Annotated in this window: 28 protein-coding genes; 9 read left to right on the forward strand and 19 right to left on the reverse strand. The window is 69.1% G+C overall.

What is annotated here, in order from left to right:
• Positions 1-33 precede the first annotated feature (33 nt).
• Entirely contained in the window at positions 34-783 is a 750-nt protein-coding gene (locus tag DJ82_RS09365) for a GNAT family N-acetyltransferase (RefSeq protein ID WP_094557298.1), read from the forward strand.
• A gap of 46 nt (positions 784-829) precedes the next feature.
• On the opposite strand, the gene DJ82_RS09370 is transcribed toward DJ82_RS09365, so the two are convergent.
• Positions 830-1,822: an NAD-dependent epimerase/dehydratase family protein gene (locus DJ82_RS09370; RefSeq protein ID WP_094557299.1), complete on the reverse strand. Its 993-nt coding sequence runs from the start codon at positions 1,820-1,822 to the stop codon at positions 830-832.
• A gap of 22 nt (positions 1,823-1,844) precedes the next feature.
• Complete coding sequence (locus DJ82_RS09375) at positions 1,845-2,042, reverse strand: hypothetical protein (protein ID WP_094581658.1); 198 nt, start codon at positions 2,040-2,042, stop codon at positions 1,845-1,847.
• A gap of 79 nt (positions 2,043-2,121) precedes the next feature.
• Here DJ82_RS09375 and DJ82_RS09380 point away from each other — a divergent pair, with 79 nt between their 5' ends.
• Positions 2,122-2,607 (forward strand): zinc ribbon domain-containing protein, encoded by a 486-nt coding sequence (locus DJ82_RS09380; protein ID WP_094581659.1) that lies wholly within the window; start codon positions 2,122-2,124, stop codon positions 2,605-2,607.
• A gap of 90 nt (positions 2,608-2,697) precedes the next feature.
• Here the strand turns inward: DJ82_RS09380 and DJ82_RS09385 are convergent, their stop codons facing one another.
• Together DJ82_RS09385 and coxB are read right to left on the reverse strand one after the other, a co-directional pair.
• Positions 2,698-5,196: a cbb3-type cytochrome c oxidase subunit I gene (locus tag DJ82_RS09385; RefSeq protein ID WP_094524052.1), complete on the reverse strand. Its 2,499-nt coding sequence runs from the start codon at positions 5,194-5,196 to the stop codon at positions 2,698-2,700.
• Positions 5,193-6,041, reverse strand: coding sequence for a cytochrome c oxidase subunit II (gene coxB, locus DJ82_RS09390; RefSeq protein ID WP_094581660.1), 849 nt, complete (start codon positions 6,039-6,041; stop codon positions 5,193-5,195). The genes DJ82_RS09385 and coxB overlap by 4 nt, the downstream gene beginning before the upstream one ends.
• A 231-nt stretch (positions 6,042-6,272) precedes the next feature.
• Between coxB and DJ82_RS09395 the strand changes: the two genes are divergently transcribed.
• Positions 6,273-6,728 carry a hypothetical protein gene (locus DJ82_RS09395; RefSeq protein ID WP_094581661.1) on the forward strand — a complete coding sequence of 152 codons (456 nt, stop codon included), beginning with the start codon at positions 6,273-6,275 and terminating at the stop codon, positions 6,726-6,728.
• A gap of 103 nt (positions 6,729-6,831) precedes the next feature.
• Here the strand turns inward: DJ82_RS09395 and DJ82_RS09400 are convergent, their stop codons facing one another.
• Positions 6,832-7,032: a hypothetical protein gene (locus DJ82_RS09400; protein ID WP_094524049.1), complete on the reverse strand. Its 201-nt coding sequence runs from the start codon at positions 7,030-7,032 to the stop codon at positions 6,832-6,834.
• 162 nt (positions 7,033-7,194) lie between these two features.
• Here DJ82_RS09400 and DJ82_RS09405 point away from each other — a divergent pair, with 162 nt between their 5' ends.
• The gene (locus DJ82_RS09405) at positions 7,195-8,304 is read left to right on the forward strand and encodes a GTP-binding protein (RefSeq protein WP_094524048.1); all 1,110 of its coding nucleotides are present in this window, start codon (positions 7,195-7,197) and stop codon (positions 8,302-8,304) included.
• A gap of 62 nt (positions 8,305-8,366) precedes the next feature.
• Here DJ82_RS09405 and DJ82_RS09410 read toward each other — a convergent pair whose 3' ends face one another.
• Positions 8,367-9,515 (reverse strand): acyl-CoA dehydrogenase family protein, encoded by a 1,149-nt coding sequence (locus tag DJ82_RS09410; RefSeq protein WP_094581662.1) that lies wholly within the window; start codon positions 9,513-9,515, stop codon positions 8,367-8,369.
• Positions 9,516-9,796: 281 nt separating this feature from the next.
• Here DJ82_RS09410 and DJ82_RS09420 point away from each other — a divergent pair, with 281 nt between their 5' ends.
• The gene (locus tag DJ82_RS09420) at positions 9,797-10,594 is read left to right on the forward strand and encodes an RIO1 family regulatory kinase/ATPase (RefSeq protein ID WP_094527750.1); all 798 of its coding nucleotides are present in this window, start codon (positions 9,797-9,799) and stop codon (positions 10,592-10,594) included.
• Between the two features lie 19 nt (positions 10,595-10,613).
• Here DJ82_RS09420 and DJ82_RS09425 read toward each other — a convergent pair whose 3' ends face one another.
• The 5 genes from DJ82_RS09425 to DJ82_RS09445 are packed head-to-tail and all read right to left on the reverse strand — an operon-like array spanning position 10,614 to position 15,655.
• A complete protein-coding gene (locus DJ82_RS09425) occupies positions 10,614-11,396 on the reverse strand; it encodes an ABC transporter ATP-binding protein (protein WP_198948050.1) in 783 nt (260 codons plus the stop codon).
• Entirely contained in the window at positions 11,393-12,181 is a 789-nt protein-coding gene (locus DJ82_RS09430; RefSeq protein ID WP_094581671.1) for an ABC transporter ATP-binding protein, read from the reverse strand. The genes DJ82_RS09425 and DJ82_RS09430 overlap by 4 nt, the downstream gene beginning before the upstream one ends.
• Positions 12,174-13,355: a branched-chain amino acid ABC transporter permease gene (locus DJ82_RS09435; protein ID WP_094581663.1), complete on the reverse strand. Its 1,182-nt coding sequence runs from the start codon at positions 13,353-13,355 to the stop codon at positions 12,174-12,176. The genes DJ82_RS09430 and DJ82_RS09435 overlap by 8 nt, the downstream gene beginning before the upstream one ends.
• Positions 13,352-14,311, reverse strand: a complete 960-nt coding sequence (locus tag DJ82_RS09440; RefSeq protein WP_094524042.1) for a branched-chain amino acid ABC transporter permease — start codon at positions 14,309-14,311, stop codon at positions 13,352-13,354. The genes DJ82_RS09435 and DJ82_RS09440 overlap by 4 nt, the downstream gene beginning before the upstream one ends.
• A gap of 9 nt (positions 14,312-14,320) precedes the next feature.
• On the reverse strand, positions 14,321-15,655 hold the full coding sequence (locus DJ82_RS09445) for an ABC transporter substrate-binding protein (RefSeq protein ID WP_094581664.1): 1,335 nt from the start codon (positions 15,653-15,655) through the stop codon (positions 14,321-14,323).
• 182 nt (positions 15,656-15,837) lie between these two features.
• Here DJ82_RS09445 and DJ82_RS09450 point away from each other — a divergent pair, with 182 nt between their 5' ends.
• Positions 15,838-16,728 carry a proline dehydrogenase family protein gene (locus DJ82_RS09450; protein WP_094557303.1) on the forward strand — a complete coding sequence of 297 codons (891 nt, stop codon included), beginning with the start codon at positions 15,838-15,840 and terminating at the stop codon, positions 16,726-16,728.
• 71 nt (positions 16,729-16,799) lie between these two features.
• Here DJ82_RS09450 and DJ82_RS09455 read toward each other — a convergent pair whose 3' ends face one another.
• Complete coding sequence (locus DJ82_RS09455; RefSeq protein WP_094524039.1) at positions 16,800-17,537, reverse strand: helix-turn-helix domain-containing protein; 738 nt, start codon at positions 17,535-17,537, stop codon at positions 16,800-16,802.
• 89 nt (positions 17,538-17,626) lie between these two features.
• Here DJ82_RS09455 and DJ82_RS09460 point away from each other — a divergent pair, with 89 nt between their 5' ends.
• Positions 17,627-19,147, forward strand: coding sequence for an aldehyde dehydrogenase family protein (locus tag DJ82_RS09460; RefSeq protein WP_094527754.1), 1,521 nt, complete (start codon positions 17,627-17,629; stop codon positions 19,145-19,147).
• A 44-nt stretch (positions 19,148-19,191) separates the two neighbouring features.
• Here DJ82_RS09460 and DJ82_RS09465 read toward each other — a convergent pair whose 3' ends face one another.
• The 7 genes from DJ82_RS09465 to DJ82_RS09495 all read right to left on the reverse strand — a co-directional run bounded on the left by DJ82_RS09465 (position 19,192) and on the right by DJ82_RS09495 (position 23,653).
• Positions 19,192-20,184, reverse strand: coding sequence for a DUF5821 family protein (locus DJ82_RS09465; protein ID WP_094581665.1), 993 nt, complete (start codon positions 20,182-20,184; stop codon positions 19,192-19,194).
• 118 nt (positions 20,185-20,302) lie between these two features.
• Complete coding sequence (locus DJ82_RS09470; RefSeq protein ID WP_094581666.1) at positions 20,303-20,620, reverse strand: CGCGG family rSAM-modified RiPP protein; 318 nt, start codon at positions 20,618-20,620, stop codon at positions 20,303-20,305.
• A 178-nt stretch (positions 20,621-20,798) separates the two neighbouring features.
• Positions 20,799-21,473 carry a helix-turn-helix domain-containing protein gene (locus DJ82_RS09475; RefSeq protein ID WP_094524035.1) on the reverse strand — a complete coding sequence of 225 codons (675 nt, stop codon included), beginning with the start codon at positions 21,471-21,473 and terminating at the stop codon, positions 20,799-20,801.
• Between the two features lie 213 nt (positions 21,474-21,686).
• Entirely contained in the window at positions 21,687-22,238 is a 552-nt protein-coding gene (locus DJ82_RS09480; RefSeq protein WP_094581667.1) for a halocyanin domain-containing protein, read from the reverse strand.
• A gap of 126 nt (positions 22,239-22,364) precedes the next feature.
• Entirely contained in the window at positions 22,365-22,586 is a 222-nt protein-coding gene (locus tag DJ82_RS09485; RefSeq protein WP_094557307.1) for a DUF2249 domain-containing protein, read from the reverse strand.
• A 111-nt stretch (positions 22,587-22,697) separates the two neighbouring features.
• Entirely contained in the window at positions 22,698-23,273 is a 576-nt protein-coding gene (locus DJ82_RS09490) for a hypothetical protein (RefSeq protein WP_176451430.1), read from the reverse strand.
• Positions 23,270-23,653 carry a DUF2249 domain-containing protein gene (locus tag DJ82_RS09495; RefSeq protein ID WP_094581668.1) on the reverse strand — a complete coding sequence of 128 codons (384 nt, stop codon included), beginning with the start codon at positions 23,651-23,653 and terminating at the stop codon, positions 23,270-23,272. The genes DJ82_RS09490 and DJ82_RS09495 overlap by 4 nt, the downstream gene beginning before the upstream one ends.
• Positions 23,654-23,787: 134 nt before the next feature.
• Between DJ82_RS09495 and DJ82_RS09500 the strand changes: the two genes are divergently transcribed.
• The gene (locus DJ82_RS09500; protein WP_094581672.1) at positions 23,788-25,182 is read left to right on the forward strand and encodes a hypothetical protein; all 1,395 of its coding nucleotides are present in this window, start codon (positions 23,788-23,790) and stop codon (positions 25,180-25,182) included.
• 113 nt (positions 25,183-25,295) lie between these two features.
• Positions 25,296-26,105: a hypothetical protein gene (locus DJ82_RS09505; protein WP_094581669.1), complete on the forward strand. Its 810-nt coding sequence runs from the start codon at positions 25,296-25,298 to the stop codon at positions 26,103-26,105.
• Positions 26,106-26,211 lie beyond the last annotated feature (106 nt).

A 26,211-nucleotide genomic window follows, 5' to 3' on the forward strand; every position in this document is an offset into this window, starting at 1 on the left:
GTGTTTTTTGTAGTCGTATGCGAACGGTACAGTATGGAACTCCGCGACGCCACCGCAGCCGACGTCGACGCGATCCGGGAAGTCGCCCGCGAATCACTGCTCGCCTCCTACGGGCACGCGGTCGACGAGGCGCTGCTCGCCGAGGCGGTCGACGAGTGGTACGACCCCGACGACCTCGTCGCGGACATCGGCGACGAGGGGACCGTGTGTCCCGTCGCCGTCGTTGACGAGGACGTGGTCGGGTTCGCCGAGAGCTACGTCGTCGGCCGCCGCGAGCGGGTCGGGGAGATCGACTGGCTCCACGTCCACCCCGACCACCGCGGCTCCGGCTTCGGCTCCGCGCTCCTCGAACGCGTCGAGGCGGAGCTCCAGGAGGCGGACGTCGACCGCATCGAGGCGCGCGTGCTCGTCGCCAACGAGGCCGGCACCGCGTTCTACGAGGCCGAGGGGTACGAGCTCGTCGGGGAGCGCCGGGTGGAGATCGGCGAGGAGACGTTCGACGAGCGCGAGTACCGCAAACAGGTCAGTCGCCTGACCGGCATCTCCGAGGGCGTCGTGGAGACGGGCACCGGCGACACCGTTTACGTCGCCTTCGACGAGAGCGAGCGCGGCTCCGAGGGCCCCTTCTACGTCGCGTACTCCGACCCCGAGCGGGAGCGGCGCTACGGCTACTTCTGCGGGAACTGCGAGGGAACGGACGTCGCCATCGACACGATGGACCGCATGGAGTGCGGCGACTGCGGGAACCGGCGGAAGCCGTCGCGCTGGGACGCCGCCTACTGAGCCGCGCGCGGCGATCGACCGATCGGTACGCGACGAGCCGGCCGACCTACAGCGTCTCTTTCACGCCTAACACGCGCTCTTCAGCCTCGCGACCGGGGTCCCACTCGCTTCCGTCTCGGTCGGTCTCCCGGTGTTCGGCGACGGTCCGCGCCATCGCCTCGTCGACGGGCGTCGACTCCCAGCCGAGACCGGCGAGCGCGCACGTGTCGAGCAGGTGCGGGTACTCCCTGTAGAGCGTGAAGTCGTCCGGTTCGAGCCCGCCGGCCGCGAGCGCGTCCCCGCTCGCGGGTACGACCTCGCAGTCGGTCCCGGCGGCCTCGGCGATCGCCTCCAGCGTCTCTTCGAGGGTGAGCGCTCGCCGGTCGCCGACGTTGTAGGCCGAGCCCGGCTCGCCGCGCTCGGCGGCGATCCGGAGCGCGCTCGCGACGTCTTCGACGTACGCGCGGTGCCAGAGGTTCTGGCCGTCGCCCGGGACGACCACGCGGTCGTGCGAGAGGACGCGGTCGATCCAGTAGTCGAGCCGCTCCGTGTAGTCGTACGGGCCGTAGACGATACAAGGGCGGACCGCGGTCGCGTTGACTCCCGCCTCGGCGGCGTCGAACACGGTCCGATCGCCTTCGGCCTTCCGGTTGCCGTACGTCTCCATGCTCTCGTCGGCCGCCTGTTCGGGGGAGCACGGGTGCAGCGGCGTCTCCCCCTCTCGCTTCGGGATCTCCTCGGCGGCGTAGCTCGAGCCCGACGAGACGTACACGTAGCCGTCGACGTCGGCGAACACGTCGACCGCGGTCTCCACGTCGCCGGGGTGGTAGGCGACGCAGTCGATCACGATTTCGGGCTCCGCGGAGAGCTTCGCCGTCCGGAGGTCGCGCTCGTTCGTCCGATCGCCCTCGACGTGCGTGACGCGGTCGTCGTCCGAGAACGGGTTCTCGTGGTTCCCGCGGTTCAGCATCGCCACCTCGTAGCCGTTCGCGAGCAGATCGGAGACGGTGTGTCGCCCGATGAACCGCGTGCCGCCGATGACGAGCGCCGTGTCGGTCATATCCTCTCTCGGTCCAGCGAGTTCAAAAGCGTGACCGAACCGGAACCCGGCGTGCGGAGGCGACGACCGGAGTTCGGTCGTCGCGGTTCGCGCGCGGCCCGTCGCCGCGCCAGCGCCGGTAGAGCAGGTACGCGATCCCGAGCCCGAGGAACCACGTGCCGACCCCGAACAGCGCGAACCCGATCCCGATCAGGAACTCTCCGGCCGGGAGTCCGAACATATCACGACTCGGCGTCTCGGCCACATAAACGCTCCGAGCGAGGGGCAGTTACACGGTCCCGGCGCGCGAACGTCGCCCCATGACAGACCGCAGTCGACGCCGACCGTGGCTCGCGGCCGTGCTCGCGCTCGTCGTCTCCGGCCTCGGACACGCGTACCTCCGCCGGTGGGGGCGCGCGCTCGGGTGGTACGTCGCGGTGACCGCGACGCTCGTCGTTATCGTGCCCGACGCGGCGGTGGAGGGACTCATCGCCGGCGACGCGCCGCCGGTCGCCGACGTCGCGCCGGCACTGCTCGTCGTCGCCGCCAGCGTGATCGACGCGTACGTCCTCGCGCTTCGGAACAACCGCGATCACGAACGCGAGCGACGCTCGGCGGCCGCGGAGCGGGCCCGGCCGGAAGCCTCCTCCGGGCGAACGGAGGCCGCGGCACCGCCCGACAGCTCCGGTCAGCCGACGGCCGACCGCGACGGAGAGCCCGACGCGATGTCGTGTCCGCACTGCGGCCGCGAGACCGACCCGTCGTTCGACTTCTGTCAGTGGTGTGCCGAGCCGGTCCCCGAGTGAGAGCCGCGCGGCGTACGGCGCGGGCTATCGGGCGCGGTCGAACGAGAAAAGCGAGAGCGACGGAAACGGAACGCGGCGGCGAACGCCGCCTCAGAAGAGGTAGAACAGCGGGAAGATAAACACCCAGACGATGTCGACGAAGTGCCAGTAGAGGCCGAAGTACTCGATCGGCCGCTCGTCCTCCATGTAGTGTCCCTGGTAGGCCCTGTAGAACAGGAAGCAGGCGATCAGGAGCCCTCCGACGACGTGGATGCCGTGGAGCCCGGTGGTGACGTAGTAGATCGACGCTTGGATCGGGTCGCCGTGGGCGTTCGAGCCGATCATCACGCCGCGGTCGAACACCTCGTGGTGCCATTCCCAAAGCTTGATTGCCAGGAAGGTGAACCCGAGCAGGATCGTCGCGCCGAGCGAGGCCAGCAGGCCCTTCCGGCTCTTCCGGTGGGCCGCGACGAGCGCCAGGATCACCGTGAACGATGAGGTGATCAGCACGAACGTGTTTATCAGGCCGGGGAGCGACTCCGTCAGCGGCTCCCACGTCATCCACCCGGCGTTGTACCGGACGAAGATGGCCGCCGAGAGGAACGCGCCGAAGACGATCACGTCGGATGCCAGGAAGAACCACATCCCCAGCTTCACCTTCTCGACGCCGTTGAAGGGCCACCGCTCGGCGAACTCGCTCGGCGGCGCGTAGAAGTCCTCTAACCCCCACTTCACGCCGCTGGCGATCATCCCGACGAGGCCGACGATGATGAACACCGGGTACACGACGTTCGATATCTCGACGCTCGTCGACGCGAGCGACTCGCCGACGACGAACGTGACCGCGTCGGCGAACCCGGAGAGCCCGAACATGAAGAATGCGGTCATCAGCGAGAGGGCGAACGGCCAGATGCTCGCGTGGCTCGGGTGTTTGTCCCAGTACGGGTACTCCTTGATGTGGTCGGAGTGCGTGTCGCCGCCGTCGGTCGCGGCGTTGCCGTCGCCGTCGGTCTTCACCGCGGGCCCGCCGTCGGGGACGAAGTCCTTCACGAACTCGAGCTTACCGGACGCGTACGACGGCCGGTTCGGCCAGTTCTCAAGCGGCGGCGGCGAGGAGACCGCCCACTCGGCGGTCCGCGAGTAGTCCCACGGGTTGTCGCCGGCGGGCTCGCCCGCGACGTAGGACTTCGCGAAGTTGTAGAACATGATGAAGAAGGAGAACCCGAGGATGAACGCCCCGATCGTCCCGATCTGGTGGAACGTCTGGAACTCGGGGTTGTACTCGAAGACGCGGCGCGGGGTCTCCCAACCGAGGAACATCGAGAAGTACACCATATTGAAACTGACGAAGAAGATCACGAAGTGGAGCTTCCCGAGCAGCTCGTCGTACATCTTCCCGGTGATCTTCGGGAACCAGTAGTAGGCCCCGCCGAACAGCGCCGTCGCCCCACCGAACATCACGTAGTGGAAGTGCGCGACCACCCAGTAGGTGCCGCGGAACTCGTAGTCGAGCACGATGGCGCCGAGGAACACCCCCGTTATGCCACCGAGGATGAAGAGTAGGAGCGCGCCGAACGCGAAGAGGAACGGCGTCGTGAACTGGATCCGCCCCTTGATCAGCGTGTAGATCAGCGAGAACACGACGAGGTCGAAGGGGAGCGAGATGCCGATGGTGGTCGCCATCATCAGCGTCTTGATCTCCAGGTTGATCGTCGTGAGGAACATGTGGTGCATCCACACGAGGAACGACTGGACGGAGATGAGACAGATGGAGATGATGACCCACTTCCGCCCGACGAGCCGGCGACCGGAGAACGTCTGGAACAGCTCCAGCATGACGCCGAGCGCCGGGAAGAAGACGATGTACACCTCCGGGTGACCGAAGAACCAGAACAGGTGCCCCCACAGGAGGGAGCCGCCCTCGGTCGCCGAGAAGTACACAGAGCCGAGCACGCGGTCGGAGGCGAGAATAAGCCCTGCGGCGAGCATCGCGGCGAACGCGAACAGCATCATCCAGACGGTCGCGAGGATGCTCCACGTGAACATCGGCATATCCATGATTCCCATCCCCTCGGCACGCGAGTGGTGGATCGACACGAGGAAGTTCACTGACGAGGCCGTGACTCCGATGATGAACACCGCGAGCGCGAGGACCGCCCCCGTCGACCCGATGCTCGGCGTGTACATCGGGATATTGAGCGGGGCGTACATCGTCCAACCGGCGCTCAGCGTGCCGCCTTGGAAGAAGCTGATCCCCAGCAGTACGCCGGAGAAGACGTACATCCAGTACGAGAGCGCGTTCAGCCGCGGGAACGCCAAGTCGTCGGCGCCGATCTGTAGCGGGACGAAGTAGTTCGCGAAGCCGAAGGCGAACGGCGAGAGGAACCAGAACACCATTATCAGCCCGTGGGCCGTTACCGCCTCGTTGTACGCGAGTCCGGAGAGGACCTGGTTCGCCGGGTCCCAGAGCTGAACGCGGATCAGAAGCGCCAGCACGCCGCCGAACAGCAGGAAGAACAGCGCCGTGATCGTGTACAGAATCCCGACGTCCTTGTGATTCGTCGTCACGAGCCAGCGCTTGACCGAAGTCGTCGGCGGGAGCTCGCTCATACGGGAACACCTCCGGCGACGGCGCCGCTCACGCTGACGGCGTCGTCGATGCTGGCGGATTCGTTGCCGGTGGCGGAATCGTTGCCGGTGGCGGATTCGTTGCCGGTGGCGGATTCGTTGCCGCTCCCGGAGTCGTCACCCTCGGTGCCCTCGTACCACTCCTCCCACTCGTCCTGCGGGAGGACCGTGATCTGGCCCTTCATCGCCGAGTGTCCGGAGCCGCACAGCTCGAAGCATTCGACTCTGAACGTCGCTTCGCCGCCCTGCGCCTCAACCTCTTCGGAGCTCACGGAGAACCAGTTGGAGTTGGTCTCTCCGGGGATAGCGTCGGACTTTATCCGTAATTCCGACGAGCCGAAGTTGTGCCACACGTCCCGCGAGGTCACCTCGATGTCGATCCGCTGGTCGGCCGGCACGATCATCTCGCCGGTCGTGGTGTGGCCGTTCGGATACTCGTACTCCCAGCCGAACTGGTACCCCTCGACGAGGATCTCGATGTCGCCCTCCTCGCCGGTGTCGGGGCCCTCCTCGACGTAGAGGAGGATCCCGTACGCGTACACGACGAGACTGATGACGACGATCGCGCTCAGTCCGAACGAGAGGAAGAGCTTCTTCGCCTTCGGACCGCCCTGTCCCGTCGGGAGCTCGCCGACCGTCGGCGCGTCGAAGCCCTCTTTCGGTTCGCCCCCGTCGTCGCGGTACTTGTACACGTTCCACAGCGTGTACGCGACGACGATCGTACCGACGAGCGTACCGAGCGCGAGGAAGACGAAGAAGATCTCGTCGAAGACCTCCGCCTGCGCGCGCCAGTCGCTCCCCTGTTGCAGGATAATTGGATCTATCATGTTCGTCTGTCTGCTCTTGTTTCTCCCTTGGCGATGGCACACTTAGCTCTTGTGTAGCGTGACCGGAAGAGCCAGCTCGCGCGCCCGACCGAGCCGCCCTGACGACGTCGACATCGCAGGGTGACGGCGGGTCGATCCGCGCCTGACCGAGCGGTTCCGGCACGTCGTCCCGGGCGTGTATACGAAGGCTATTTGTACACGCGAACGGACCGCCTAATAACGAAACCCACCATGGTCTCACTCACGCTCTTGAGCACGGCACTAATGGGGCTGCTCGTCGCGGCCACATTCCTCGCCGTCGCGAAGGTCGGCGCGCAGCGAACGGCGCCCGGAACCGACGCGTCGCCCGACAGATACGCCGCGGTCGTCGGGGCGCTCCGGGACGTCTCGCAGAAACCGGTCGTCTGGGCCGTCGCGTTCGTCGCCATCGCGGTCGGCGTGGGCGGACTCGCCCTGCTGGCGGTCGGCGACTTCGGACTCCCGGAGGGGCTCTCGGGGAGCCTCCTCGGCGTCACGTACGCCGCGGTCGGACTGCTGGTGACCGGGTTCGTCTTCCTGGGCGCCTATTTCAGTGCCCGGGGGCGCGGGCTCGGCAACGCACACGGCGTCGCGGCGGGCTCGTTCGCCGCCGGACTCGTCTTCCTCGTCCTCATCGCGGTCCTGCTCCTCGTCGGCGTCGTCGGCTGAGTACGGTTCCGCTCCTCGTTTTCCGTTCGATCGTCTCGTTTCGACCACGGCCGTCCGATCGTCTCGCGTCGACCACGGGCACGCCCCGCAGCGGGGAGACGCGCTACGCGACCGCGACGCCGTTCCGGGCGAGGAAGTCGCTCGCGGCCTTGATTTCGACGGGGCTACCGATGATCCGGTAGTAGCCGTCGGCCTCGACGACGGTCACGGTGAACCGCTCCCGGAGCCGCTCTCCGAGGCCCTCGAGGGCGTGACACGGGAGGACGATCTGGGTGCTGTCACGGAGGCTCGACGGGTCGGGCATTCGACGTGCGAGACTCGTCGCACGTCGCGGATATAACCGTGTCGAAGCGTCGACACGATCGTGGCGGGTTCGCACGGTCCGGGGTGGCGTCGGGTTCGCGGTCGGATCCCCAGGCGGGCCGAAGGAACACCTTTAACGAGCCGAACGGCCGACTGTACGCCAATGGGACTGGAAGAGGAGATTGAGGACCTCCGCGAGGAGATCGCCAACACGCCCTACAACAAGGCCACGGAGGCCCACATCGGGCGCCTGAAGGCGAAGCTCGCGGAGAAGAAGGAGAAGCTGGAGAACCAGTCCTCCGCCGGCGGTGGCCACGGGTACGCGGTCGAGAAGCACGGCGACGCCACGGTCGCGCTCGTCGGGTTCCCGAGCGTGGGGAAGTCCACCCTCATCAACGCCCTCACCAACGCCGACAGCGAGGTCGGATCCTACGAGTTCACGACGCTCGACGTCAACCCCGGCATGCTACAGTACCGCGGCGCGAACATCCAGATCCTCGACGTCCCGGGGCTGATCGAGGGCGCGGCGGGCGGCCGCGGGGGCGGGAAGGAGGTCCTCTCGGTCGTCCGGACCGCCGACCTCGTGGTGTTCATGCTCTCGGTGTTCGAGATCGAGCAGTACGACCGCCTCCGCGAGGAGCTGTACGCCACCAACATCCGCCTCGACACGGAGCCGCCGAACATCAACATCCGGAAGACCCACAAGGACGGGATCGGAGTGACGATGAGCGACGACGTGAGCCTCGACGAGGGGACCGTCAAGCAGGTGCTCCGCGAGTACGGCTACGTCAACGCCAAGGTGACGATCCCCCACGACCTGACCATCGACGAGCTCATCGACGCGGTGATGGACAACCGGGAGTACCTCCCGTCGATGGTGACGGTGAACAAGGCCGACCTCATCGACAAGAGCTACCTCCCGACCGTCAAATCGGAGCTCCGCGAGCGCGACCTCGACCCCGACGACGTGCTCTTTATTTCCGCCGAGAAGGAGCTCGGGCTCGACGGGCTCAAAGACCGGCTCTGGAAGGAGCTCGGGCTCATCCGGATCTACATGGACAAGCCCGGTCGCGGCGTCGACTACGAGGAGCCCCTGATCCTGTTCGAGGGCGACACGGTCGGCGACGCCTGCCAGAAGATCGGCGGGGAGTTCGAGGAGCGGTTCAAGTTCGCTCGCGTCTCCGGCGAGAGCGCGAAACACGACGACCAACAGGTCGGGAAGAGCCACGAGCTGGCGGACGAGGACGTGCTTCGGATCGTCGCGCGGAAGTGAACGGGCCGAAGTGAACGCGCGAACCGGTCGCGCCCGACGCCCGCGGACCACGAGACCGCGACCTACAGGCCGAGTTCGCGCCCGAGCACGACGTGCTGTATCTCGCTGGTCCCCTCGCCGATCTCCATCAGCTTCGCGTCGCGGTAGAAGCGCTGGGGCGCGAAGTCGGTGGTGTAACCGTACCCGCCGAGCGTCTGGACCGCCTCCTCGGCGACCTCGCGGGCGGCCTCGCTGGCGTCGAGCTTCGCCAGCGCCGACTCCCGGGTGACGGACTCGCCGGCGTCGTACCTCGCGGCGGCCTTGTGCGTGAGCAGCCGGGCGCGTTCCGTCTGGCGGTGCATGTGGACGACCTTGTCCCGGATGGCGTCGAACTTCGCGATCGGTTTCCCGAACTGCTCGCGCTCGCCGGCGTACTCCTTCGCGGCCTCGTAGGCGCCCTGCGCGAGCCCGACCGACAGCGCCGCGATGGAGATCCGGCCGCCGTCGAGCGTCTTCATCGTCTGCGTCCAGCCGTCTCCCTCCTCCCCGAGCAGGCGGTCCTCGGGGATCCGCACGTCGTCCAGTTGTATCTCGCAGGTCGGCGAGGAATTAAGTCCCATCTTGTCCCAGACCGTCGTGATCTCGAAGCCGTCGTCGTTCTCCGGGTCGACGATGAACGTCGAGATGCCGTCGTAGCCGGCGCCCGGGTCGGTGACGGCCTTCACCAGCACGCTGTTGGCCACGTTGGCGTTCGTGATGAACTGCTTCGTCCCGTTCAACACGTACTCCCCCGCGTCCGCGTCGAACTCGGCGGTCGTGTCCATGTCGGAGGCGTCGGAGCCGCTCCCGGGCTCCGTGAGCGCCCAGGCGCCGATCTCGCCGCCCTCGGCGAGCGGGCGGAGCCACTCCTCCTTCTGTTTCGGCGTCCCGAACAGTTCGATCGGCTTCGCGCCGAGAGAGGTGTGCGCGGCGTACGAGAGGCCGATCCCGCCGGAGACGCGGCCGATCTCCTCGGTGACGAGGGCGTACATGAGCTGGTCGCCGCCGAGCCCGCCGTACTCCTCGCTCACGGGCACGCCCATCATGTCGAGGTCGTTCAGGTCGGCGAACACCTCGTCGGGGAACCGGTGCTCGTCTTCGATCTCCTGGGCGATCGGCCGGATCTCCTCCTCGCAGAACTCCCGGACCGTGTCGCGTATCATCCGGTGTTCCGCGGGCAGCTCGAAGTCCATAGGCAAGAATTGCGACCCGTCGGCATAAACGATGCGAACGACCGTGATCGATCGCGGGCGCTTCGACCGTCCCCGTTCTCCGCCATCGGTCTCCTTCGGCGGGCCGACTCCCGAGCGCCCGTGCCGGCCGTACGACTTGTTCCACGACCGAGCGGCCCGCCTCGGTCCCGACGCGGTCAGCGTCGGGGACCCCTCCCTGAACCGCCGCGGCTCCGAGACGCTCGCGCGGCGATCCCGCCCGAGGACGTGATTTAAGCGTCGCCGTCGCGTTCGGTCCTGACATGGAGCTCCGCCGGCTCGTACGCGGTCGCGTGGACTGGCCCGACATCGAGCGGGTCGCCCGAGAGCTGGCGGACCGGTACGACCGCGAGGAGATGCGGGTCCGGTTCCTCGACGCCGACAACTGGCTATCGACGCCGATGGTCCTCGACGACGACCTGTTCGTGAAGGTGATCACGAAGCAGAACACGCTCGTCCACACGCTGTTCACCACCGGGCGGAACCTCGGCGCCGTCTCCGCCGGCACCGAGGGGTTCTTCGAGCGCTACGAGACCCCCTACGAGATGGCTCGCCACGAGCTGGAGGCGACCCGAGAGGTCAGGGAGCTCGGAGTCAACGCCCCGGAGCCGATCGAGGCGCTGGAGGTCGGCGACCTCGGCGTCCTCGTCCTGGAGTACCTCCCCGAGTTCCGGACGCTCGACGAGCTCGATCGCGAGGCCGTCGCCGGGCTGGCGCCCGAGCTGTTCGCGACGCTCCGGACGATCCACGACGCCGGGCTCGCCCACGGCGACCTCCGGGCGGAGAACGTCCTCGTGCGGGACTGCGACCTGTACGTCATCGACGCGACGAGCGTGAGCGAGGAGGGCCGCGAGTCGGCGCGGTCGTACGACCTCGCGAGCGCGCTCGCCGCGCTGGAACCCCTGATCGGCGCGCCGGACGCGATAGACGCCGCGCTCGAGAGCTACTCGACCGACGAGCTGCTCGCCGCCCGTCAGTTCCTCGACTTCGTCGCGATCCGTCCGGACCACGACTTCGACGCCGCGGAGCTGAAAGGGGAGCTGGAGAAGCGGACGACGTAGGGACGAGGCCGGACGGAGTTCAGCCGCCCAGGTACAGCTGCGAGACCTCGTCGTCGCTCAACAGCTCCTCCGGGGTGCCCTCGAACCGGACGGTCCCCTGGTCGAGGACGTAGCCGCGGTCCGAGATGCCGAGCCCCTTCGTCACGTTCTGCTCGACCATGAGGATCGCCGTGTCCATGTCGTTGACCTCCTGGACGTCCTCGAACACGTCGTCTGCGGTGTTCGGCGCGAGCCCCGCGGACGGCTCGTCGATGAGGAGCACGTCGGGCTCCATCACCAAGGCCCGGGCGAACGCGAGCACCTGCCGCTGGCCGCCCGAGAGGGTCCGCGCCTTCGCGTTCCGCTTCTCGTCGATGATCGGGAAGCGGTCGTACAGCGTCGCGATCACCTCGTCGAGCCCGCCGTCGCGGGCGACGCCGCCCATGCGGAGGTTCTCGTCGATCGTCAGCGAGCCGAACACGTTGTCGGTCTGCGGGACGTAGCCGATCCCCTCGCGGACGATCTCCTCGGGCGCCATCCCGCCGATGTCGCGGCCGTGGTACTCGACGCTTCCGACCCACGGGGTCAGCATGCCGAAGGCCGTCTTGAGGACGGTCGACTTCCCGGCCCCGTTCGGACCGACGAGACAGACGATCTCGCCCGGATCGAGCCGGATCGAGCAGTCGTCGAGCACCTGCACTTCGCCGTACCCGCTGTCGACGTTCGACAGCGAGAGCACGGGATCGGTTCCGTCGCGGGCCGCTTCCGCGGGCCCGGTTCCGCCGTGAGCCCCCTCCGCGGGGCCGATGGTGTCGTCGCTCATGCGCCGCCTCCGAGGTACGCGTCGATGACGCGGTCGTCGCCGCGGACCCCGTCCGGCGTCCCCTCGGTGAGGACGTGCCCCTGATCGAGGACGACGATCGGGTCCGCCAGGTCCATCACGAACTCCATGTCGTGTTCGATGAGCAGGAACGTCGTCCCCTGATCGTTGAGCCTACGGATCTGCGACTTCAGCTTCTTCGCGAGCGTCGGGTTCACCCCCGCCACAGGCTCGTCGAGCAGGAGGACCTCCGGCTCGGCGAGCATCGCGCGTGCGAGCTCGACGAGCTTCATCTGGCCGCCGGAGATGTCGGTCGCGGGCTGCGCCGCGAGGTGGTCGATCTCGAACTCCTCGAGGATCCGCTCCGCGTCGGCGAGGTTCGCCGACTCGCTCTCGCCGACCGAGCCGGGCGAGGCGAACAGCCTGAGAAACGACTCGCCGGGCTGGTTCCGCGGGCCGACCAGCATCGCCTCGCGGACCGTCATCCCCTCCAGCTTGCGCGGGGTCTGGAACGTCCGGATGAGCCCGTGTTCGGCGACCTGGTACGGCTCCATGCCGGTCACGTCGGTCCCGTTCACTTCCACGGTCCCGCCGTCCGGCTCGTAGAAGCCGGAGATGAGGTTGAACAGCGTCGACTTTCCGGCGCCGTTCGGGCCGATGAGCCCGGTGATCGTGCCGCGCTCGACGGCGAACGTCGCGTGGTCGGTCGCCGCGAGCCCGCCGAACGACTTCTGGAGGTCGTCGACCCGGAGGACGGCGTCGTCCTTGGGGAGGGCGCCCTCACTCATCGCCCCCACCTCCCTTGCGCTCCCGGACGCCGCTGTCCGGCGGCTCGGGCGCCCCGCCTCCGTCGACCGCGCTCGGCCAGATCAGCTCGCGCTGCGGCGGCAGGATTCCCTGCGGCCGGTAGCGCATGACGGCGACGATCACGACCCCGATCAGCAGCAGCCGCAGCGGCGCGGGGTCGATCGGGAGCGCCACGTCGTTCAGGAAGCGCGTCCCCTCGCGGATGGTGACGATCACGACCCCGCCGAACAGCGCCCCGCGGTTGGAGCCGCTGCCGCCTAAGATCACGGCGACCCACGCGTAGAACGTCGTGATCGGGTCCAGGTCGCCCGGGCCGACGTACAGGTTCAGGTGCGTGTAGAACACGCCCGCCAGCGCCATGATCAGGCTGCCGAGGACGAACGACTGCATCTTGAACGAGTACGTGTTCTTCCCCAGCGCCCGCGCGAGGTCCTCGTCGGATCGGATCGTGCGGAGCACGCGCCCCCACGGCGACCGGTGCGCGCGCCGGAGGATTACGTACACCGCCCCCGCGAACGCGAGCACCAACAGGACGTTCAGCAGGGCCTGCCAGAACGAGGCCTCGAGGAAGATGGGCGATCCCGGAACGATCTCGAGGCGGAGCCCAGGCATCGCCTCCGGGAACGTCGACAGCACGGGCCAGCCCTTGAAGAACCCCGGGATCCCGCGGACTCCCGCACTGCCGTTCGTCAGCCACCGCTCGTTGAGCACGATCAGCCGCATGACCTCCGCGAGCCCGAGCGACGCGATGGCGAGGTAGTCGGCCCGGAGCCGGAGCGTCGGGATCCCGATCAGCAGCGCGAGCGCGAGCGCGACGACGAGCGCGACCGCGAGTCCGACGAGCGGGTTGAACCCGCCCGCGATCGGCGAGCCGCTCGCGGTCATCAGCGCGGAGCCGTACGCGCCGATCCCGAAGAACGCGGCGACGCTGAAGTTGATCAGGCCGGTGAACCCCCACTGGGCGTTCAGCCCGAACGACAGCAGCGCGTACATTCCCGCCAGTCCGACGAGGAACAGGAAGTAGGTCGGCCCGAGCGCGCCCGTGAGCAGCGCGGCGAGCAGGAACAGCAGGAACGCGACGCTGACGCCGAGCACCCACCCCTCCGGGCGGGTCAGCTCCGCGATCGCCCCCTTCGGATCGGTGAGGGCGCTCATGTGGCCGCCTCCCCGGCGATACCGTTCGGCCGGACGAGCAGCACCGCGACCATGATCACGAACGCGATGGCGTTCGCGTACTCGATGCTAATCAGGCTCTCCAGCGCCGCCGCGAGCCACCCCGGCCAGATCGGGAGCGCTTCGACGACGGTGGAGAAGAACGGCGTTAGCTGGTTTATCATGCCGATGAGGAAGCCGCCCGCCATCGCGCCGTAGACTGAGCCGATCCCGCCGAGGATCACCGCGGCGAAGATGACCAGGAGGAGGTTGAACCCCATCCGCGGCGCGAGTTGGTTGAACAGCCCGAGGAACACGCCGCCCGCGCCGGCGAGGCCGGCGCCGATGACCCACGTCCAGAGCTTGACTCGCTTCGTTCGGATCCCGCTGACCCGCGCGAGGTCGGGATTATCGGCCATCGCGCGCATCTTCCGGCCGAGGTCGGTGTACTGGAGCAGCACGTGGAGCCCGACGACGAGCACCACCGCCGAGCCGACGATCGCGACGTCGTGGAGCGTCACCCGGACGCCGTACGGCACCAGCGACTCGATCGGTCGCTGCGCCCGGATGTCGAACCGCGTGAAGTCAGACCCGAACCGGATCTGGATCAGCGCGCGGTAGATGAACGCGATCCCGATCGACGTGATCAGCAGGCCGATCGAGTCGATGTCGAGCGGCTCGTAGATCAGCTTCTCGGTGGCGACCGCCACGACCGCGGCCGCGGCGATCCCGACGACGAGCGCGAAGAAGAAGCCGAACGGGAGCCCGAGCACCGCGCCGCCGAGCCCGCCGACGGCGCCGAACGTCACGAGCGCCGCGTACGCGCCGATGGTCATCGTGTCGCCGTGCGCGAAGTTCGCGAAGTCGGCGATGCTGTACACGAGCGACAGCCCGATGCTCCCGAGGACGATGATGCTGCTGAACACCAGCCCGTTGGCCAGGTATCCGAGGACGGTCATGGGTCGGGATTAGCCTTCGACGAAGTCGATGCCTTCGTACGCGTGGTCTTGGACCTCGAGGACCTGCAGGAAGCCGACCGGGTCCCCGTCCTCGTTGAAGTCGATGGGGCCGCTGACCCCCTGATAGTCGACGTCGTCCGGCCCGCCGCCGTTCGCGAGGATCTCGCTCGCGGCCGCGAACGACGTCACCGTCTCGCCCTCGGGGCCGGAGACGCGCCGGACGGTCTCTTGGAGCGCCGCGCCGGTGAACTCGTCGGCCGCCTGGATCGCGAGCGCGGCGTTGATGACGCAGTCGAAGGCGTACGACGCCCACGACGTCGGCTGTTGGCCGTATTCCGACTCGAAGGCGGACGCGAACTCCTGGTAGTTCTCCTCCTCGATCGGCGCGGAGGGAACGACGATCTTCATGCCGTTCATGCTCCCCTCGGGCGTGTTCTCGAGGACGCTGTCGCCGGAGACGGAGTCGGCGCCGTAGAACTGCGCCTCGTACCCGGAGGAGAACGCCTCGTTGACCATCGTCGCGAACTCGGCCTGATACGTGATGAACAGCCACGCGTCCGCGCCGGAGCCGTTCATCTCCGAGATGACGCTGGAGTACGACTGCTGTTCCTGGTCGTGGGGGTTGTTGTAGACGACGTCGCCGTCGTACGCGTTCACGAACGCGTCGGTGAGGCTCTGCCCGTAATCGTTGTTGACGTAGGTGACCGCGACCTCGTCGTACCCGTCGTCGGCGATGATGTTCGACAGCGCCAGCGACTGGCTGCGACCGGACGGCGACATCCGGAGCAGTCCCGGGAAGTCGGTGAGGCTGAGGCCGGTGGAGTTCTGGCTCAATTGGACGACGTCGGCCCCCTCGACGACGCTCTCGTAGATGGCGAGCGAGACGCCCGAGCCGACCGCGCCGATGAGGAACGGGACGCCGTCCTGGTTGACGAGCTTCTGTGCGGCGGCGATCCCGCCCTGGTTCTCGCTCTCGGAGTCCTCGACGGCCAGCGAGAGCTCTCGCCCGTCGATGCCGACGTCGTTGACGCGGCTCAAGGCCATCTCGGCGCCGCGCTGGTTCCGCTCGCCGAACGCCGACAGCGACCCCGTCAGCGAGTCGACCATCCCGATCTCGTACGGATCCATCGACTCCCCGCCGTCGTCGCCGTCGGAGCCGTCGGAGCCGTCGGAGCCGTCGTCGCCGTCGCTCCCGTCATCGCCGTCGCCTCCGTCGGAGCCGTCGCTCCCGTCCCCGCCGTCGTCGGTCGTGCTCAGACAGCCCGACAGGGCGAGGAGCCCCGCACCGCCGGTCAGTTTCAGCAGCGTACGCCGGTCCGCCACGTCCGTGGTATCTCGTGACATATGTGACCTGATATTTCAGTTGCCATCCGGGTATCTTAACCCCGGCCCGTCCATGGTCGGGCCGGCCGCAGATGTTCCCCTCGGCCGCCGCGCGGTCCGTCACGGCGTTTTATTCGTTTTCAAGGACCTCACAACAATTGGTCGGGTGCCCATATATACGGGTGGAGATCCGCTGTCTGCACATGATTCCGCCCATCGCGAGTAACTTTGTCGCCGGGGAGACTCCCGAGGCGGCGCTCGCCCACGTCGAGGGGCTCAACGACCGCGGCGTGGCCGGCATCCTGAACCTGCTCGGGGAACACTACGAGGAGCGACCCCCCGCCGACGCCGACGCCGACGCGTACGTCGACCTCGTCGAGGCGATCGCGGAACGCGACGTCGACGCCTGCGTCTCGGTGAAATCGAGCCAGATCGGGCTCGACGTCGGCGACCGCGTCTTCGAGGAGAACCTCGCGCGCATCGTCGAGGCGGCCAACGCCCCGACGGCGACCGACGGCGACGACGGCTCCGACGGCGACGAGAGCGGCACGTTCGTCTGGATCGATATGGAGGACCACGAGACCACGGACGTGACGCTCGACGCCTTCGAGCGACACGCGGTCGAGACGGACGGCAACGTCGGCGTCTGCGTGCAGGCGAACCTGAAGCGGACTCGGGACGACCTCGAACGGCTCGCCGACCTCCCCGGGAAGGTCCGGCTGGTCAAGGGCGCGTACGACGAACCCGCCGAGCTGTCATATAAAAAGAAGGCCCGCGTCGACGAGTCGTACCGCGACTGCCTCGCGTACATGTTCGGGGCGTTCGACGGCGGCGTCGCCGTCGGGAGCCACGACCCGGCGATAATCGAGTACGCGACGGAGCTGTACGCCGACCACGGGACCCCCTACGAGGTGCAGATGCTGACCGGCGTCCGGGAGTCGGCGCAGTTCGAGCTCGCGGCCGACCCCGACACCGACGCGGAGGTGTACCAGTACATCCCGTACGGCTCCAAGTGGTTCTCCTACTTCTACCGGCGGATCCGGGAACGCAAGTCGAACGCGCTGTTCGCGCTGCGGGCGATCGTCGGGAACTGAGCGGCCCTCAAAAACTGAGCGGCCCTCGGGAACCGAGCGGGCTTCGGGAATCGGGCGAGCGTCTGCCCGAGCTACGGGTCCAACAGCTTCGACTCCGCCTTCCGGAGGTGTTCCAGCAGCGTCGTCTTCGAGACGCTCAGCTCCTCGGCGAGCTCGCGGGTCGACGCCTCGCGGGGCCACTCGTAGTACCCGGCCTCGCGGGCGTGTTCGTACACCTCGCGCTGGGTCGTCGTCAGCGTGTCGAGCCGCTGCTCGCGGGGCGTGCGCCCCGCGTACCCCGACGACGACATCGACTCCACGGTCACTTCGGCGCCGGAGTCCGCCTGAACGCCGTCGAGCGACTCCCGGATGTCGGTGCGCTCGCCGACGAAACACACCTGCCACTCCTCGCGGCCGTCCTCGATCCGGACCGGCGCGCTGTGAACGAAGCCGTGTTCGAGCAGCGTCGGACACACCATGTCGGCCGGGTCGTACTCCAGGAAGAACTCGCGGACGACGTTGCCCGGCGCGTCCCGCGCGCGTCCGAATCGCTCCTTCAGTTCGAGGAGGTTGCCCGCGCGGTCGGAGTCGCGGATCGCGTCGAGCAGTTCCTCGACCTCCTCGTTCGTGTCGGCGAACGCGGTGAACAGGCCGTTCACCGAGTTCGGCGCGTCGGCGTCGGTCCGCGGCGAGTTGTAGATGGCGTGCGCGAGGACGCCGCCGTCGGTGCTGCTCGTCGCGTCGATCGCCCAGCAGTTCGGATGCCACAGGTCGAGCGTCAGTCGAGTCCCGGCCCACTCCTCCGCCCCGTTCGCGTCGGTCGTTGCCATTAGTACCGTTTCAATGGTACCGCATCACAAAGGCTCTGCCGACCATGGTCGGGTGGGATATTTGAACGTGGCGGCGGAAACGACCGCCCATGGCGCAACCGTATCAACACTACATCGACGGAGAGTGGGTCTCGGGCGAGGGCTCGGAGACGTTCGAGAGCGAGAACCCGGCGACCGGGGAGTCCCTCGGCGAGTTCCGGCGCGGCGCCCCCGAGGACGTCGACCGCGCGGTCGACGCGGCGGACGAGGCGTTCGACGAGTGGCGCGAGCTGTCCCGGATCCAGCGCGCAGAGTACCTCTGGGACGTGTACCACGAGCTGCGCGAGCGAACCGACGAACTGGGCGAGGTCGTCACCAAGGAGTGCGGGAAGGAGATCAGCGAGGGGAAAGCCGACGTGGTCGAGGCCGCGCACATGGTCGAGTGGGCCGCGGGCGACGCCCGCCACCCGTCGGGCGACATCGTCCCCTCGGAGATCCCGTCGAAGGACGCGTACATGCGGCGGAAACCCCGCGGCGTCACCGGCTGTATCACCCCGTGGAACTTCCCCGTCGCCATCCCCTACTGGCACATGGCCATCGCGCTGGTGGAGGGGAACACCGTCGTCTTCAAGCCGGCCGAGCAGACCCCGTGGTGCGCGCAGATCATCGCGGAGATGTTCGACGACGCCGGGATCCCCGACGGCGTGTTCAACATGGTACAGGGGTTCGGCGACGCCGGCAACGCGATCGTCGAGAACGACGACGTCGAGACGGTCATCTTCACCGGCTCCGCCGAGGTCGGCCACCTGATCCAGGACAAGCTCGGCGGCGTCGCCGGCAAGCGCGCCGCCTGCGAGATGGGCGGCAAGAACGCGATCGTGGTCACGGAGGAGGCGGACCTCGACGTCGCGGTCCACTCCGCGGTGATGTCCTCGTTCAAGACCACCGGCCAGCGCTGCGTCTCCTCCGAGCGCCTGATCGTCCATACCGACGTGTACGACGAGTTCAAAGAGCGGTTCGTCGAGGTCGCCGAGAGCGTCGCCGTCGGCGACCCGCTCCAGGAGGACACGTTCATGGGGCCGCTCATCGAGGCGGAGCACCACGAGAAGGTCGCCGAGTACAACCAGCTCGCCCGCGATGAGGGCGTGAACGTCCTCGTCGACCGCACCGACCTCGACGCCGACGAGATCCCCGACGGCCACGAGGAGGGCCACTGGATCGGGCCGTTCGTCTACGAGGCCGACCCCGACGAAGACCTCCGGTGTACCCACGAGGAGGTGTTCGGACCGCACGTCGCCCTCCTCGAGTACGACGGCGACATAGAGCGCGCGGTCGAGATCCAAAACGACACCGAGTACGGGCTCGCCGGCGCGATCGTCTCCGAGGACTACCGGCAGATCAACTACTACCGCGACCGCGCCGAGATCGGGCTGGCGTACGGGAACCTCCCCTGTATCGGCGCCGAGGTCCAGCTCCCCTTCGGCGGCGTCAAGAAGTCCGGCAACGGCTACCCCTCCGCCCGAGAGGCCATCGAGGCGGTCACCGACCGCACCGCGTGGACCCTGAACAACTCGAAGGAGATCGAGATGGCGCAGGGGCTCTCGGCCGACATCAAGACGAAGGACGACTGAGACCGGTCACCGCCGCGCCGCATCCGTTTTATTCATTTCATCAGTTATTCGACCGCGTCCAGCGCCGCGGCGACGGCCTCGCTCGGACCGTCGGCGTCGGCGAGCGCGCCGCGAGCGACCAGCCGCTCACGGGGTCGGCCGACCGGCTGCGGGACCGACTCCGTCGCGAGCAGTCCCGCCTCCCGGAGTTCCCGTTTGATCCGCGTGAACGTCGCCGAGCTCCCGAGGCCGGCCTCCTCGCAGGCGCGACGCAGGTCGCGGTCGAGCGCGCCGTGGCGGACGCCGACGACGTACGCGCGACGCCGCGCGTCGGCCAGGTCCGGCCCGTCGGGTTCGATCGCGGCGTCCGCGGCGCCCGCGACACCGTCGCCCTCGACGGCTCCGGGGTCGATCGCCCGGACCACGTCGTCCGCGACGGCGACGCCGCAGCGCTCCCGGACCGACTCGTGCATCCGCCGGCGGCTCGGCGTTCGCAGGCGGCGCTCCTCGGCCGATTCGACGAGCGGAACGTAGCGTTCCCGGAGCGCCGGATCGTCGCCCACGCGACACCACCTCGCCGGCGAGTCGGCGCTCGCATCGACGCCGTCTCGGTATCCGCCGGCGACGAGCACGGACCCCGTTTCCCGACCGACGAGCGCCGCGTTCGGCTGCGGCTCCGTCAGCGTCAGGAGCTCCACCGCGCCCGTCTCCGCGAGCGCCGCGAGCCTGCTCGCGGGTCGGAATCCGTCGGTGACGGCGTCGACCGCGCGGTCGCTCGCGAGAACGGCGAGCGCCGGGAGCGACGAGGAGAGCGCGTCCGACCGGTCGGGGCGGTCTCCCGTTGCGGCGGGAGCCTCCGTCGCGGCCGGTGAATCACCACCCGACGCCTCGGCTCGCAGCGTCTGGACGGACGGCTCGACGACCTCCGGCGCCGCCGCGCGGTACGCCTCGACGACCGCCGTCAACAGCGACGGAGTCGGGTCCACGAGCACCGGATCGACGAACCCGCCGATCGGTTCGGGTCCGTCAGCGAACGGCAGCGTCGGCTCGGTGGACACACCCGCACCTACGCCGCGGACGAATTAAGAATGGCGGCGGATGCCCGCTCTCGGCACCGCCGGCCGGGAGGTATCGGTCCGTTCGGCCCGCGTTCGCCCCCGTCCGATCGTCCGCGTCTCAGGGAACGTCAACGCGGGTGACGTGACCGCCGCAGCCGCACCGTTCGACGTACTCCGGGTCGACGTCGCCGCGCTCCTCCCGGAGCGCGTCGTAGAGGAACTCCTCGGGGTGGCCGAGGTCGCCGTGAGTGACCAGGTTGACGCGGTTTCCGGCGGTCGTGTGGTCGATCGCCGCGAGCGCGTCGCGGACCGCGAGCTCCGGGGCCCCGGCGTACTTCGGCGTCTCCAGGTTCGCCGACCAGGAGTTGTCGTGGACTCGGTCGGTGATCGGTTCGGCGGTCTCGTCGTGGTCGTGGTCGTCGGTGGATGCGGTCATGGGTGTGTCGTCGGTGGTCGTCAGGGGTCGGTAGTCGTCAGGGGTCGGTGGTCGTCAGGGATCGAGAGTAGCTGTCTGGGGCCGTCGGTAGTTGTCTGGGGCCGTCGGTAGTTGTCTGGGGCCGTCGGCGATTGTCCGGGGCGACGGACGGTGCGGCCGCGATCCCGGCCGAGCCGGTCTACGGATCGACGGCCGCGACCTCCGTCTCCTCGTCGACGGGGTGACTGGGCAGGTCGTCGACGAACTCCCGGACCACCGTCCGCTCGACGCGCTGGAGCGTCTCGCTACAGGTCGACTTCGCGATGCCGACGTGCTCCGCGACCTCCGTCAGGGTGGCTCGGCGCGGCACGTCGTAGTAGCCGAGGTCGACGGCCGCGAGCAGTAGTTCCCGCTGTCGGTCCGTCAACAGGCGAGCGGGGTTGACGCGTTGCCGCACGCGCTCGACCTCGAACTCCAGACCGAGGTCGCTCAGCCGCCGGCCCATCTCTGCGACGCGCTCGTGTTCGCCGGTGACCTCGACCTCCGCCACGCCGTCCTCGATGTCCAGCGGCATCTCGATCGGGAGCCCGGAGCGCTTCGCGGCCAGCAACAGCAGCGGCGCGTCGGTCTCGATCCGGACGGTCGCGACGCCGTCCTCCCGCGCCATCACCGACACCGAGGCCAGCGCGTCGTGGGACTCCATCGCCGACAGGACCGCGTCGACGTCGCGGGCGCTGACTCTGACCAAGGCGAAGCCGGCGCTCTCGCCGGGGACCGCGGTGAGCACGCGGAACCCCGCGTCGGGGAACTCGCGCGAGACGTCGGCTATCCACGGTCCGTCGGGCAGGTCGACGAGGAGGCGTGCTTGGGGCATGGGTGGGTGGTCGGTCGTCGGTCGGTCGCGGTCGTCGGCCGGGCCGTCGGTCAGTCGCGGCCGTCTGTCAGTCGCGGTCGTCGGTCGGAATCGTCGGCCGGGTCGTCGGTCAGTTGCGGTCGTCGGCCGGGTCGTCGGTCAGTCGCGGCCGTCGGCCGGGGTCGCCGCTCGGTCGCAGTCGTCGGTCGGAATCGTCGCTCGGTCGCCGCGGCGTTACTCCACGTACACCGCGCCCTTCATTCCGACCGCCTCGTGGGGGGTACAGACGTAGGCGTGCACGCCGGACTCCTCGAAGGTGTGCTCGAACGTGTGGCCCGCCTCGCCGACGGTCTCGCTCTCGAAGTCACCGTCGGAGCCGGCGACGTTATGCTGTCCGCCCTCCCCGGTCCACTCCCAGGTGACGGTCGTCCCGGACGATACCGCGACCGCCGCCGGGCCGAACGCCAGTCCGTCGCCGGCGCCGACGTCGACGGTCACTGAGTCGGCGTCCGTCATGTCGGCCGTCCGCTCGTAGTTGGTGGCGTCGTCGAGGAAGCCGCCGTAGTCCGGCTCCTCGGAGAGGTACTGCTGGTCGCCGCTGCCGCCGTCGCTGCCGTCACTTCCGTCGCTACCGTCGCTGCCGTCACTTCCGTCGCTGCCGCCGCTACCGCCGCTGCCGCCTTCGCCGCCGTCGCCGCTACCGCCGCAGCCGGCGAGCGCGGTGGTCACACCGAGCGCCGCAGTCGTTCGAACGAACGTTCGCCGGTCGAGTGTGCGTCGGGTCATGCGCTTCGGCGTAGGGTAGTAGGGGGAATACCTTCGGCGGGAATTCCCGTGCCGCGGCGTCGGGAGGCGAACTATTCGGGGCGGAGTATAAAAGGGATCGAGGGAGGTGCGAGCGTCTCCCTCCGTTCAGGCGGGCTCTATCGTGACGTGCCACTCGTCGGCGGCGACCCGCTCGGTCTCGTGTTCGAAGCCGCGGTCCGCCAGCACGTCGTACAGCGGGGCCGGTTCGAAGTCGTTCACGAGCCGCAACCGCTCGTCCGGCCCGAGCTCGTCGAGCGCGTCGCTGATGACCGGAAACGGCGGATCGTCGCGCTCGCGGACGTCGAGCACCGATTCGGCGTCGTTCATATCCGATCGCACGCGGCGGTCCGACATGCACGTTCGCGGGAACATGTTCGACCGACGCGGCCCGCGGCGGGGCGTCTCGCTCGACTCCGCGACGGAAACCGCCAGCGGCGTTCAGAAGGGGGTCGTCGGACCGCCCGCGCCGTCGTCGTCCTGAGCGCCCGTTCGATCGACGCCTGCCGGGTCGGCGTCGGCCCGGTCGTCGTCACTCGCCCCGCCGTCACCGACCTCGCCGTCGCCGGACTCGAGCCGTTCGAGCCGGTCGTTGACCGCCTCGCTCCCGTTGAGCGAGGGGTCGACGCGCACCCGGACCAGGTCGTAGCCGTGGTCCGCGACGGCGTCGAACGCGCGGAAGGCGCCCACCGCCAGCGGCTCCGCCTGCGGACAGAACGCCGTCGTCGGCGTGAACTCGGCGCGGAGCGTCGTCGGGTCGTCGGCCTCCTCGGCGTAGCGGAATCCGGCGTCCGGATGCCGCGGGTCGAGGTTGAGCCGAGCGAGGTTGTAGCCGAACGTGGCGTCGTACACGCCGTGTTCCTCGAAGGCGTCCGCGGCGTGACGGTGCACGGCGACGTGGTCCTCGCCCGCGAGGACGTCGCGGTCCGCGAGGAAGGCGCCCGGCTTCGGGACGTGCTCCGACACGAACTCGTTCTCGTCGTCGAACTCGGGCTCGGAGCCGCCGAGGAAGCTCATCGGCCGGCCCCCGCGGCGCTCTGAGTGTCCGTCGTCGTCTCCCCGTCCGTCGTCGCTCCGCCGTCTGTCGCCGCCTCGCCGTCTGTCGCCGCCTCGCCGTCTGTCGCCGCCTCGCCGTTCGCGACCCAAATCGCCGTGACGACGCCGTCGTCCGTCTCGACCGCGTCGTGCGCGTAGCCGCGGTCGTCGAGCTTCGGGAACAGGAACTGCGGAACTCGGTCGTTGCGCTGGACGAGAACGGTCTCGGCCGGCAGGTCGGCGAGCAGTTCGAGCGTCCGCCGAAGCGGCTCCGGCGGGCCGAGGTCGGCGACGTCGAGCGTCTCGACCGGCCGGTCCGTCGGCGCGTCGGTCTCCTCGAGGGCCGCTGTCTCCCGTGACATGGACCTGAGTTCGTTCTCCGCGCGCCCGTCGTTTACCCCGAACCTGTTCGGGGGCCGTCGTTCGTCGATGGGCGGCCGGACCCCCGAACGCGTTCGGGGACGTGACCACGGACGCGCGGACCGTACGCGGGGACATGCGAGGCGTCCCCGGCGATCTCACGACCTCGACGCGCCCGCCGACCACGATTCCCCTCCGACACTTCCTCGTCGCGCTGGCGTTCCTCGCCGCCGGGGGAGCGCTCGCGCTCACGCGAGTCGTCGGGATCGAAGGAGCCGGAGCGGGCCTCGGCCGAATCGCCGCGGCCCACCTGCTGCTCGTCGGGTGGGTGTGTCTCACGGTCCTCGGCGCGATGACCCAGTTCGTCCCGGTCTGGTCGGGGGTCGAGCTCCACTCGGACCGGCTGGCGACGCTCCAGCTCGTCGCCGTCGCGGTCGGCGTGAGCGGGTTCGCCGGCGGGCTGTGGATCGGCCGGCCGGCCGACGCGGCGCTATTCGCCGGGCTCATCCTCCTCGGATTCGCCGCGTTCGTTTATAACCTCGCGAGGACCCTTTGGCGCGCCCGTCCCCTCGACGTCACGGAGGGGCACTTCGCGCTCGCGCTCGGCTTCCTCGCGCTCGCGGCGGTCCTCCGGGGGAGCCTCGCGGCCGACTACCGCTGGGGCGTGCTCGCCCCGCTCGGCCTCTCGCGGACCGCGGTCGTCGACGCGCACGTCACGCTCGCCGTCCTCGGCGTCGTCCTCACGACCGTCTTCGGCGCCCTGTACCAGCTCGGCCCGATGTTCACCCAGACCGACGCGCTCCCGGTCGAGGACCGGCTCGCGCGCGTCGAGACCGCGGCGTACCCGGCCGGCGTGACCCTGCTCGCCGCCGGGCGGCTGTTCGCGGTCGCTCCCCTCGCGACCGCCGGCGGGTTGCTCGCCGCGGGCGGCGCGGCGGTCGCCGGGGGGATACTCCTCCGGCGGCTCCGCGACGCGACGGCGACGGCGACGCCGATGCTCTCGCGGTACGCCGTCGTCGCCGTCGCGACGCTCGCGTGGAGCGCGACCGCGGCCGCGACGTGGACCGTCGACCCCCTCGGGCCCGCCGTCCGGTTCGGGCATCCCGCGGTCGGTCCCGTCCTGCTCGGCGCGCTCGTCGGCTTCGTCGTCGTCGGGAGCCTCTACCACGTCGTCCCCTTCATCGTCTGGCTCGACCGATACGCCGACCGCGTCGGGCTGGAACGGGTCCCCGCCATCGACGACCTCTACCACGCCCGCGTCGCCGCGGTCGACCTCGCCGCGACCGTCCTCGGCGCCGGCCTCCTGCTCGCGGCCGCGGTCTCGCCCGCCGTCGCGTCGCTCGGAGCGGTCGGCGGGTCCGCCGAGGGCCTCGTCCGACCCCTCGGCGGCGCGCTCGTCGTCGCCGGCGCGCTGCTGTTCGCCGGCAACATGGTCGCGACCGTCGTCCGGCACGGCGGGACCGCGATATTCGGCGGAGTCGGATCGGCGGCGACGACGCCCTCGGAGGCGACAGACGCCGACGACCGATGATCGGGCCGGGAGTGGATCGATGACCGCGCCGGGAGCCGGCCGGTTCGCCCGCGAGCCGCCAGCCGGCGGCCGCGGTCCGGAAGATACTTCATTGATACGACAATATCTCCGGCATGGAACGCCGTGCCCTCCTCTCAGCACTCGGTGTCGGAGTCCCGTGCCTCGCCGGCTGTACCGACGGGATACGGGGAGCCGACGAGTCGGGATCGAACGGGCAGTCGGAGCTCCCGGAGGAGTACCCCGACGGTGCGGGACCGGACGGTATCGACTTCACGACGCTCGAGTCGGACGACGAGACGCCGTTGCACGCGCCGAGGGACCACTGGGACTCGTACGCGATCGTCTTCGACGAGCCGCCCGACCGTCGCCGCGTCGAAGGCGACTACTACGTGAACTCGTCCACCGGAGAGGTGATCTCCGAGCTGTGGTACGGCGCGAAGGACTACCGAAACGGCGACGCGTACGCGTACGTCCAGCCCGCCGACGGACTGCCGGACCACCAGCCGCGCGACGAGTGGGAGTCGGACCCGCAGTTCACGTATCACGACGCGACCGACGCGTACTACCGGTACGACCCGCAGTACGGTCAGATCGCTCCCACGAACATCGGCCGACACACGGAGATGGTCGAGCCGTACGGCTGGGAGGCGGTCGGCACGGCGACGCACCACGGCGTCCCCGTCGTCGCGTACCGGCTCTCGGACGCGGAGCCCGAGGACTCGCGGGCCACCCCGGCCGTCGAGGGCTCCCTCGAGCTCGGCGTCGAGGACGGGATCATCTACGCGTTCGACCTCGCGCTCGACGCCGAGGGCGAACCCCGGTACACCTACGCCGTCCGTCCGGAGCCGTTCCCGGACCACGAGTGGGTCGAGACGGCCCGGAGGATCAGCGTTTCGGCCGACGGCGCCAACGACAGCGCGTGACCGACGGCGCCAACGACAGCGCGTGACCGACGGCGCCAACGACAGCGCGTGACCGACGCGGCCTGGAACTTAGTCACGTAGCGGCGGCTCGACGAGACGGATGGGT

Source organism: Halorubrum sp. Ib24 (genome assembly GCF_002252745.1).
GTDB lineage: Archaea > Halobacteriota > Halobacteria > Halobacteriales > Haloferacaceae > Halorubrum.

Excerpts from the sequence above, each read along its gene's own strand:
- DJ82_RS09365 (WP_094557298.1), top strand. The coding sequence starts at position 34 with ATGGAACTCCGCGACGCCACCGCAGCCGACGTCGACGCGATCCGGGAA.
- DJ82_RS09370 (WP_094557299.1), bottom strand. The coding sequence starts at position 1,822 with ATGACCGACACGGCGCTCGTCATCGGCGGCACGCGGTTCATCGGGCGA.
- DJ82_RS09375 (WP_094581658.1), bottom strand. The coding sequence starts at position 2,042 with ATGTTCGGACTCCCGGCCGGAGAGTTCCTGATCGGGATCGGGTTCGCG.
- DJ82_RS09380 (WP_094581659.1), top strand. The coding sequence starts at position 2,122 with ATGACAGACCGCAGTCGACGCCGACCGTGGCTCGCGGCCGTGCTCGCG.
- DJ82_RS09385 (WP_094524052.1), bottom strand. The coding sequence starts at position 5,196 with ATGAGCGAGCTCCCGCCGACGACTTCGGTCAAGCGCTGGCTCGTGACG.
- coxB (WP_094581660.1), bottom strand. The coding sequence starts at position 6,041 with ATGATAGATCCAATTATCCTGCAACAGGGGAGCGACTGGCGCGCGCAG.
- DJ82_RS09395 (WP_094581661.1), top strand. The coding sequence starts at position 6,273 with ATGGTCTCACTCACGCTCTTGAGCACGGCACTAATGGGGCTGCTCGTC.
- DJ82_RS09400 (WP_094524049.1), bottom strand. The coding sequence starts at position 7,032 with ATGCCCGACCCGTCGAGCCTCCGTGACAGCACCCAGATCGTCCTCCCG.
- DJ82_RS09405 (WP_094524048.1), top strand. The coding sequence starts at position 7,195 with ATGGGACTGGAAGAGGAGATTGAGGACCTCCGCGAGGAGATCGCCAAC.
- DJ82_RS09410 (WP_094581662.1), bottom strand. The coding sequence starts at position 9,515 with ATGGACTTCGAGCTGCCCGCGGAACACCGGATGATACGCGACACGGTC.
- DJ82_RS09420 (WP_094527750.1), top strand. The coding sequence starts at position 9,797 with ATGGAGCTCCGCCGGCTCGTACGCGGTCGCGTGGACTGGCCCGACATC.
- DJ82_RS09425 (WP_198948050.1), bottom strand. The coding sequence starts at position 11,396 with ATGAGCGACGACACCATCGGCCCCGCGGAGGGGGCTCACGGCGGAACC.
- DJ82_RS09430 (WP_094581671.1), bottom strand. The coding sequence starts at position 12,181 with ATGAGTGAGGGCGCCCTCCCCAAGGACGACGCCGTCCTCCGGGTCGAC.
- DJ82_RS09435 (WP_094581663.1), bottom strand. The coding sequence starts at position 13,355 with ATGAGCGCCCTCACCGATCCGAAGGGGGCGATCGCGGAGCTGACCCGC.
- DJ82_RS09440 (WP_094524042.1), bottom strand. The coding sequence starts at position 14,311 with ATGACCGTCCTCGGATACCTGGCCAACGGGCTGGTGTTCAGCAGCATC.
- DJ82_RS09445 (WP_094581664.1), bottom strand. The coding sequence starts at position 15,655 with ATGTCACGAGATACCACGGACGTGGCGGACCGGCGTACGCTGCTGAAA.
- DJ82_RS09450 (WP_094557303.1), top strand. The coding sequence starts at position 15,838 with ATGATTCCGCCCATCGCGAGTAACTTTGTCGCCGGGGAGACTCCCGAG.
- DJ82_RS09455 (WP_094524039.1), bottom strand. The coding sequence starts at position 17,537 with ATGGCAACGACCGACGCGAACGGGGCGGAGGAGTGGGCCGGGACTCGA.
- DJ82_RS09460 (WP_094527754.1), top strand. The coding sequence starts at position 17,627 with ATGGCGCAACCGTATCAACACTACATCGACGGAGAGTGGGTCTCGGGC.
- DJ82_RS09470 (WP_094581666.1), bottom strand. The coding sequence starts at position 20,620 with ATGACCGCATCCACCGACGACCACGACCACGACGAGACCGCCGAACCG.
- DJ82_RS09475 (WP_094524035.1), bottom strand. The coding sequence starts at position 21,473 with ATGCCCCAAGCACGCCTCCTCGTCGACCTGCCCGACGGACCGTGGATA.
- DJ82_RS09480 (WP_094581667.1), bottom strand. The coding sequence starts at position 22,238 with ATGACCCGACGCACACTCGACCGGCGAACGTTCGTTCGAACGACTGCG.
- DJ82_RS09485 (WP_094557307.1), bottom strand. The coding sequence starts at position 22,586 with ATGAACGACGCCGAATCGGTGCTCGACGTCCGCGAGCGCGACGATCCG.
- DJ82_RS09490 (WP_176451430.1), bottom strand. The coding sequence starts at position 23,273 with ATGAGCTTCCTCGGCGGCTCCGAGCCCGAGTTCGACGACGAGAACGAG.
- DJ82_RS09495 (WP_094581668.1), bottom strand. The coding sequence starts at position 23,653 with ATGTCACGGGAGACAGCGGCCCTCGAGGAGACCGACGCGCCGACGGAC.
- DJ82_RS09500 (WP_094581672.1), top strand. The coding sequence starts at position 23,788 with ATGCGAGGCGTCCCCGGCGATCTCACGACCTCGACGCGCCCGCCGACC.
- DJ82_RS09505 (WP_094581669.1), top strand. The coding sequence starts at position 25,296 with ATGGAACGCCGTGCCCTCCTCTCAGCACTCGGTGTCGGAGTCCCGTGC.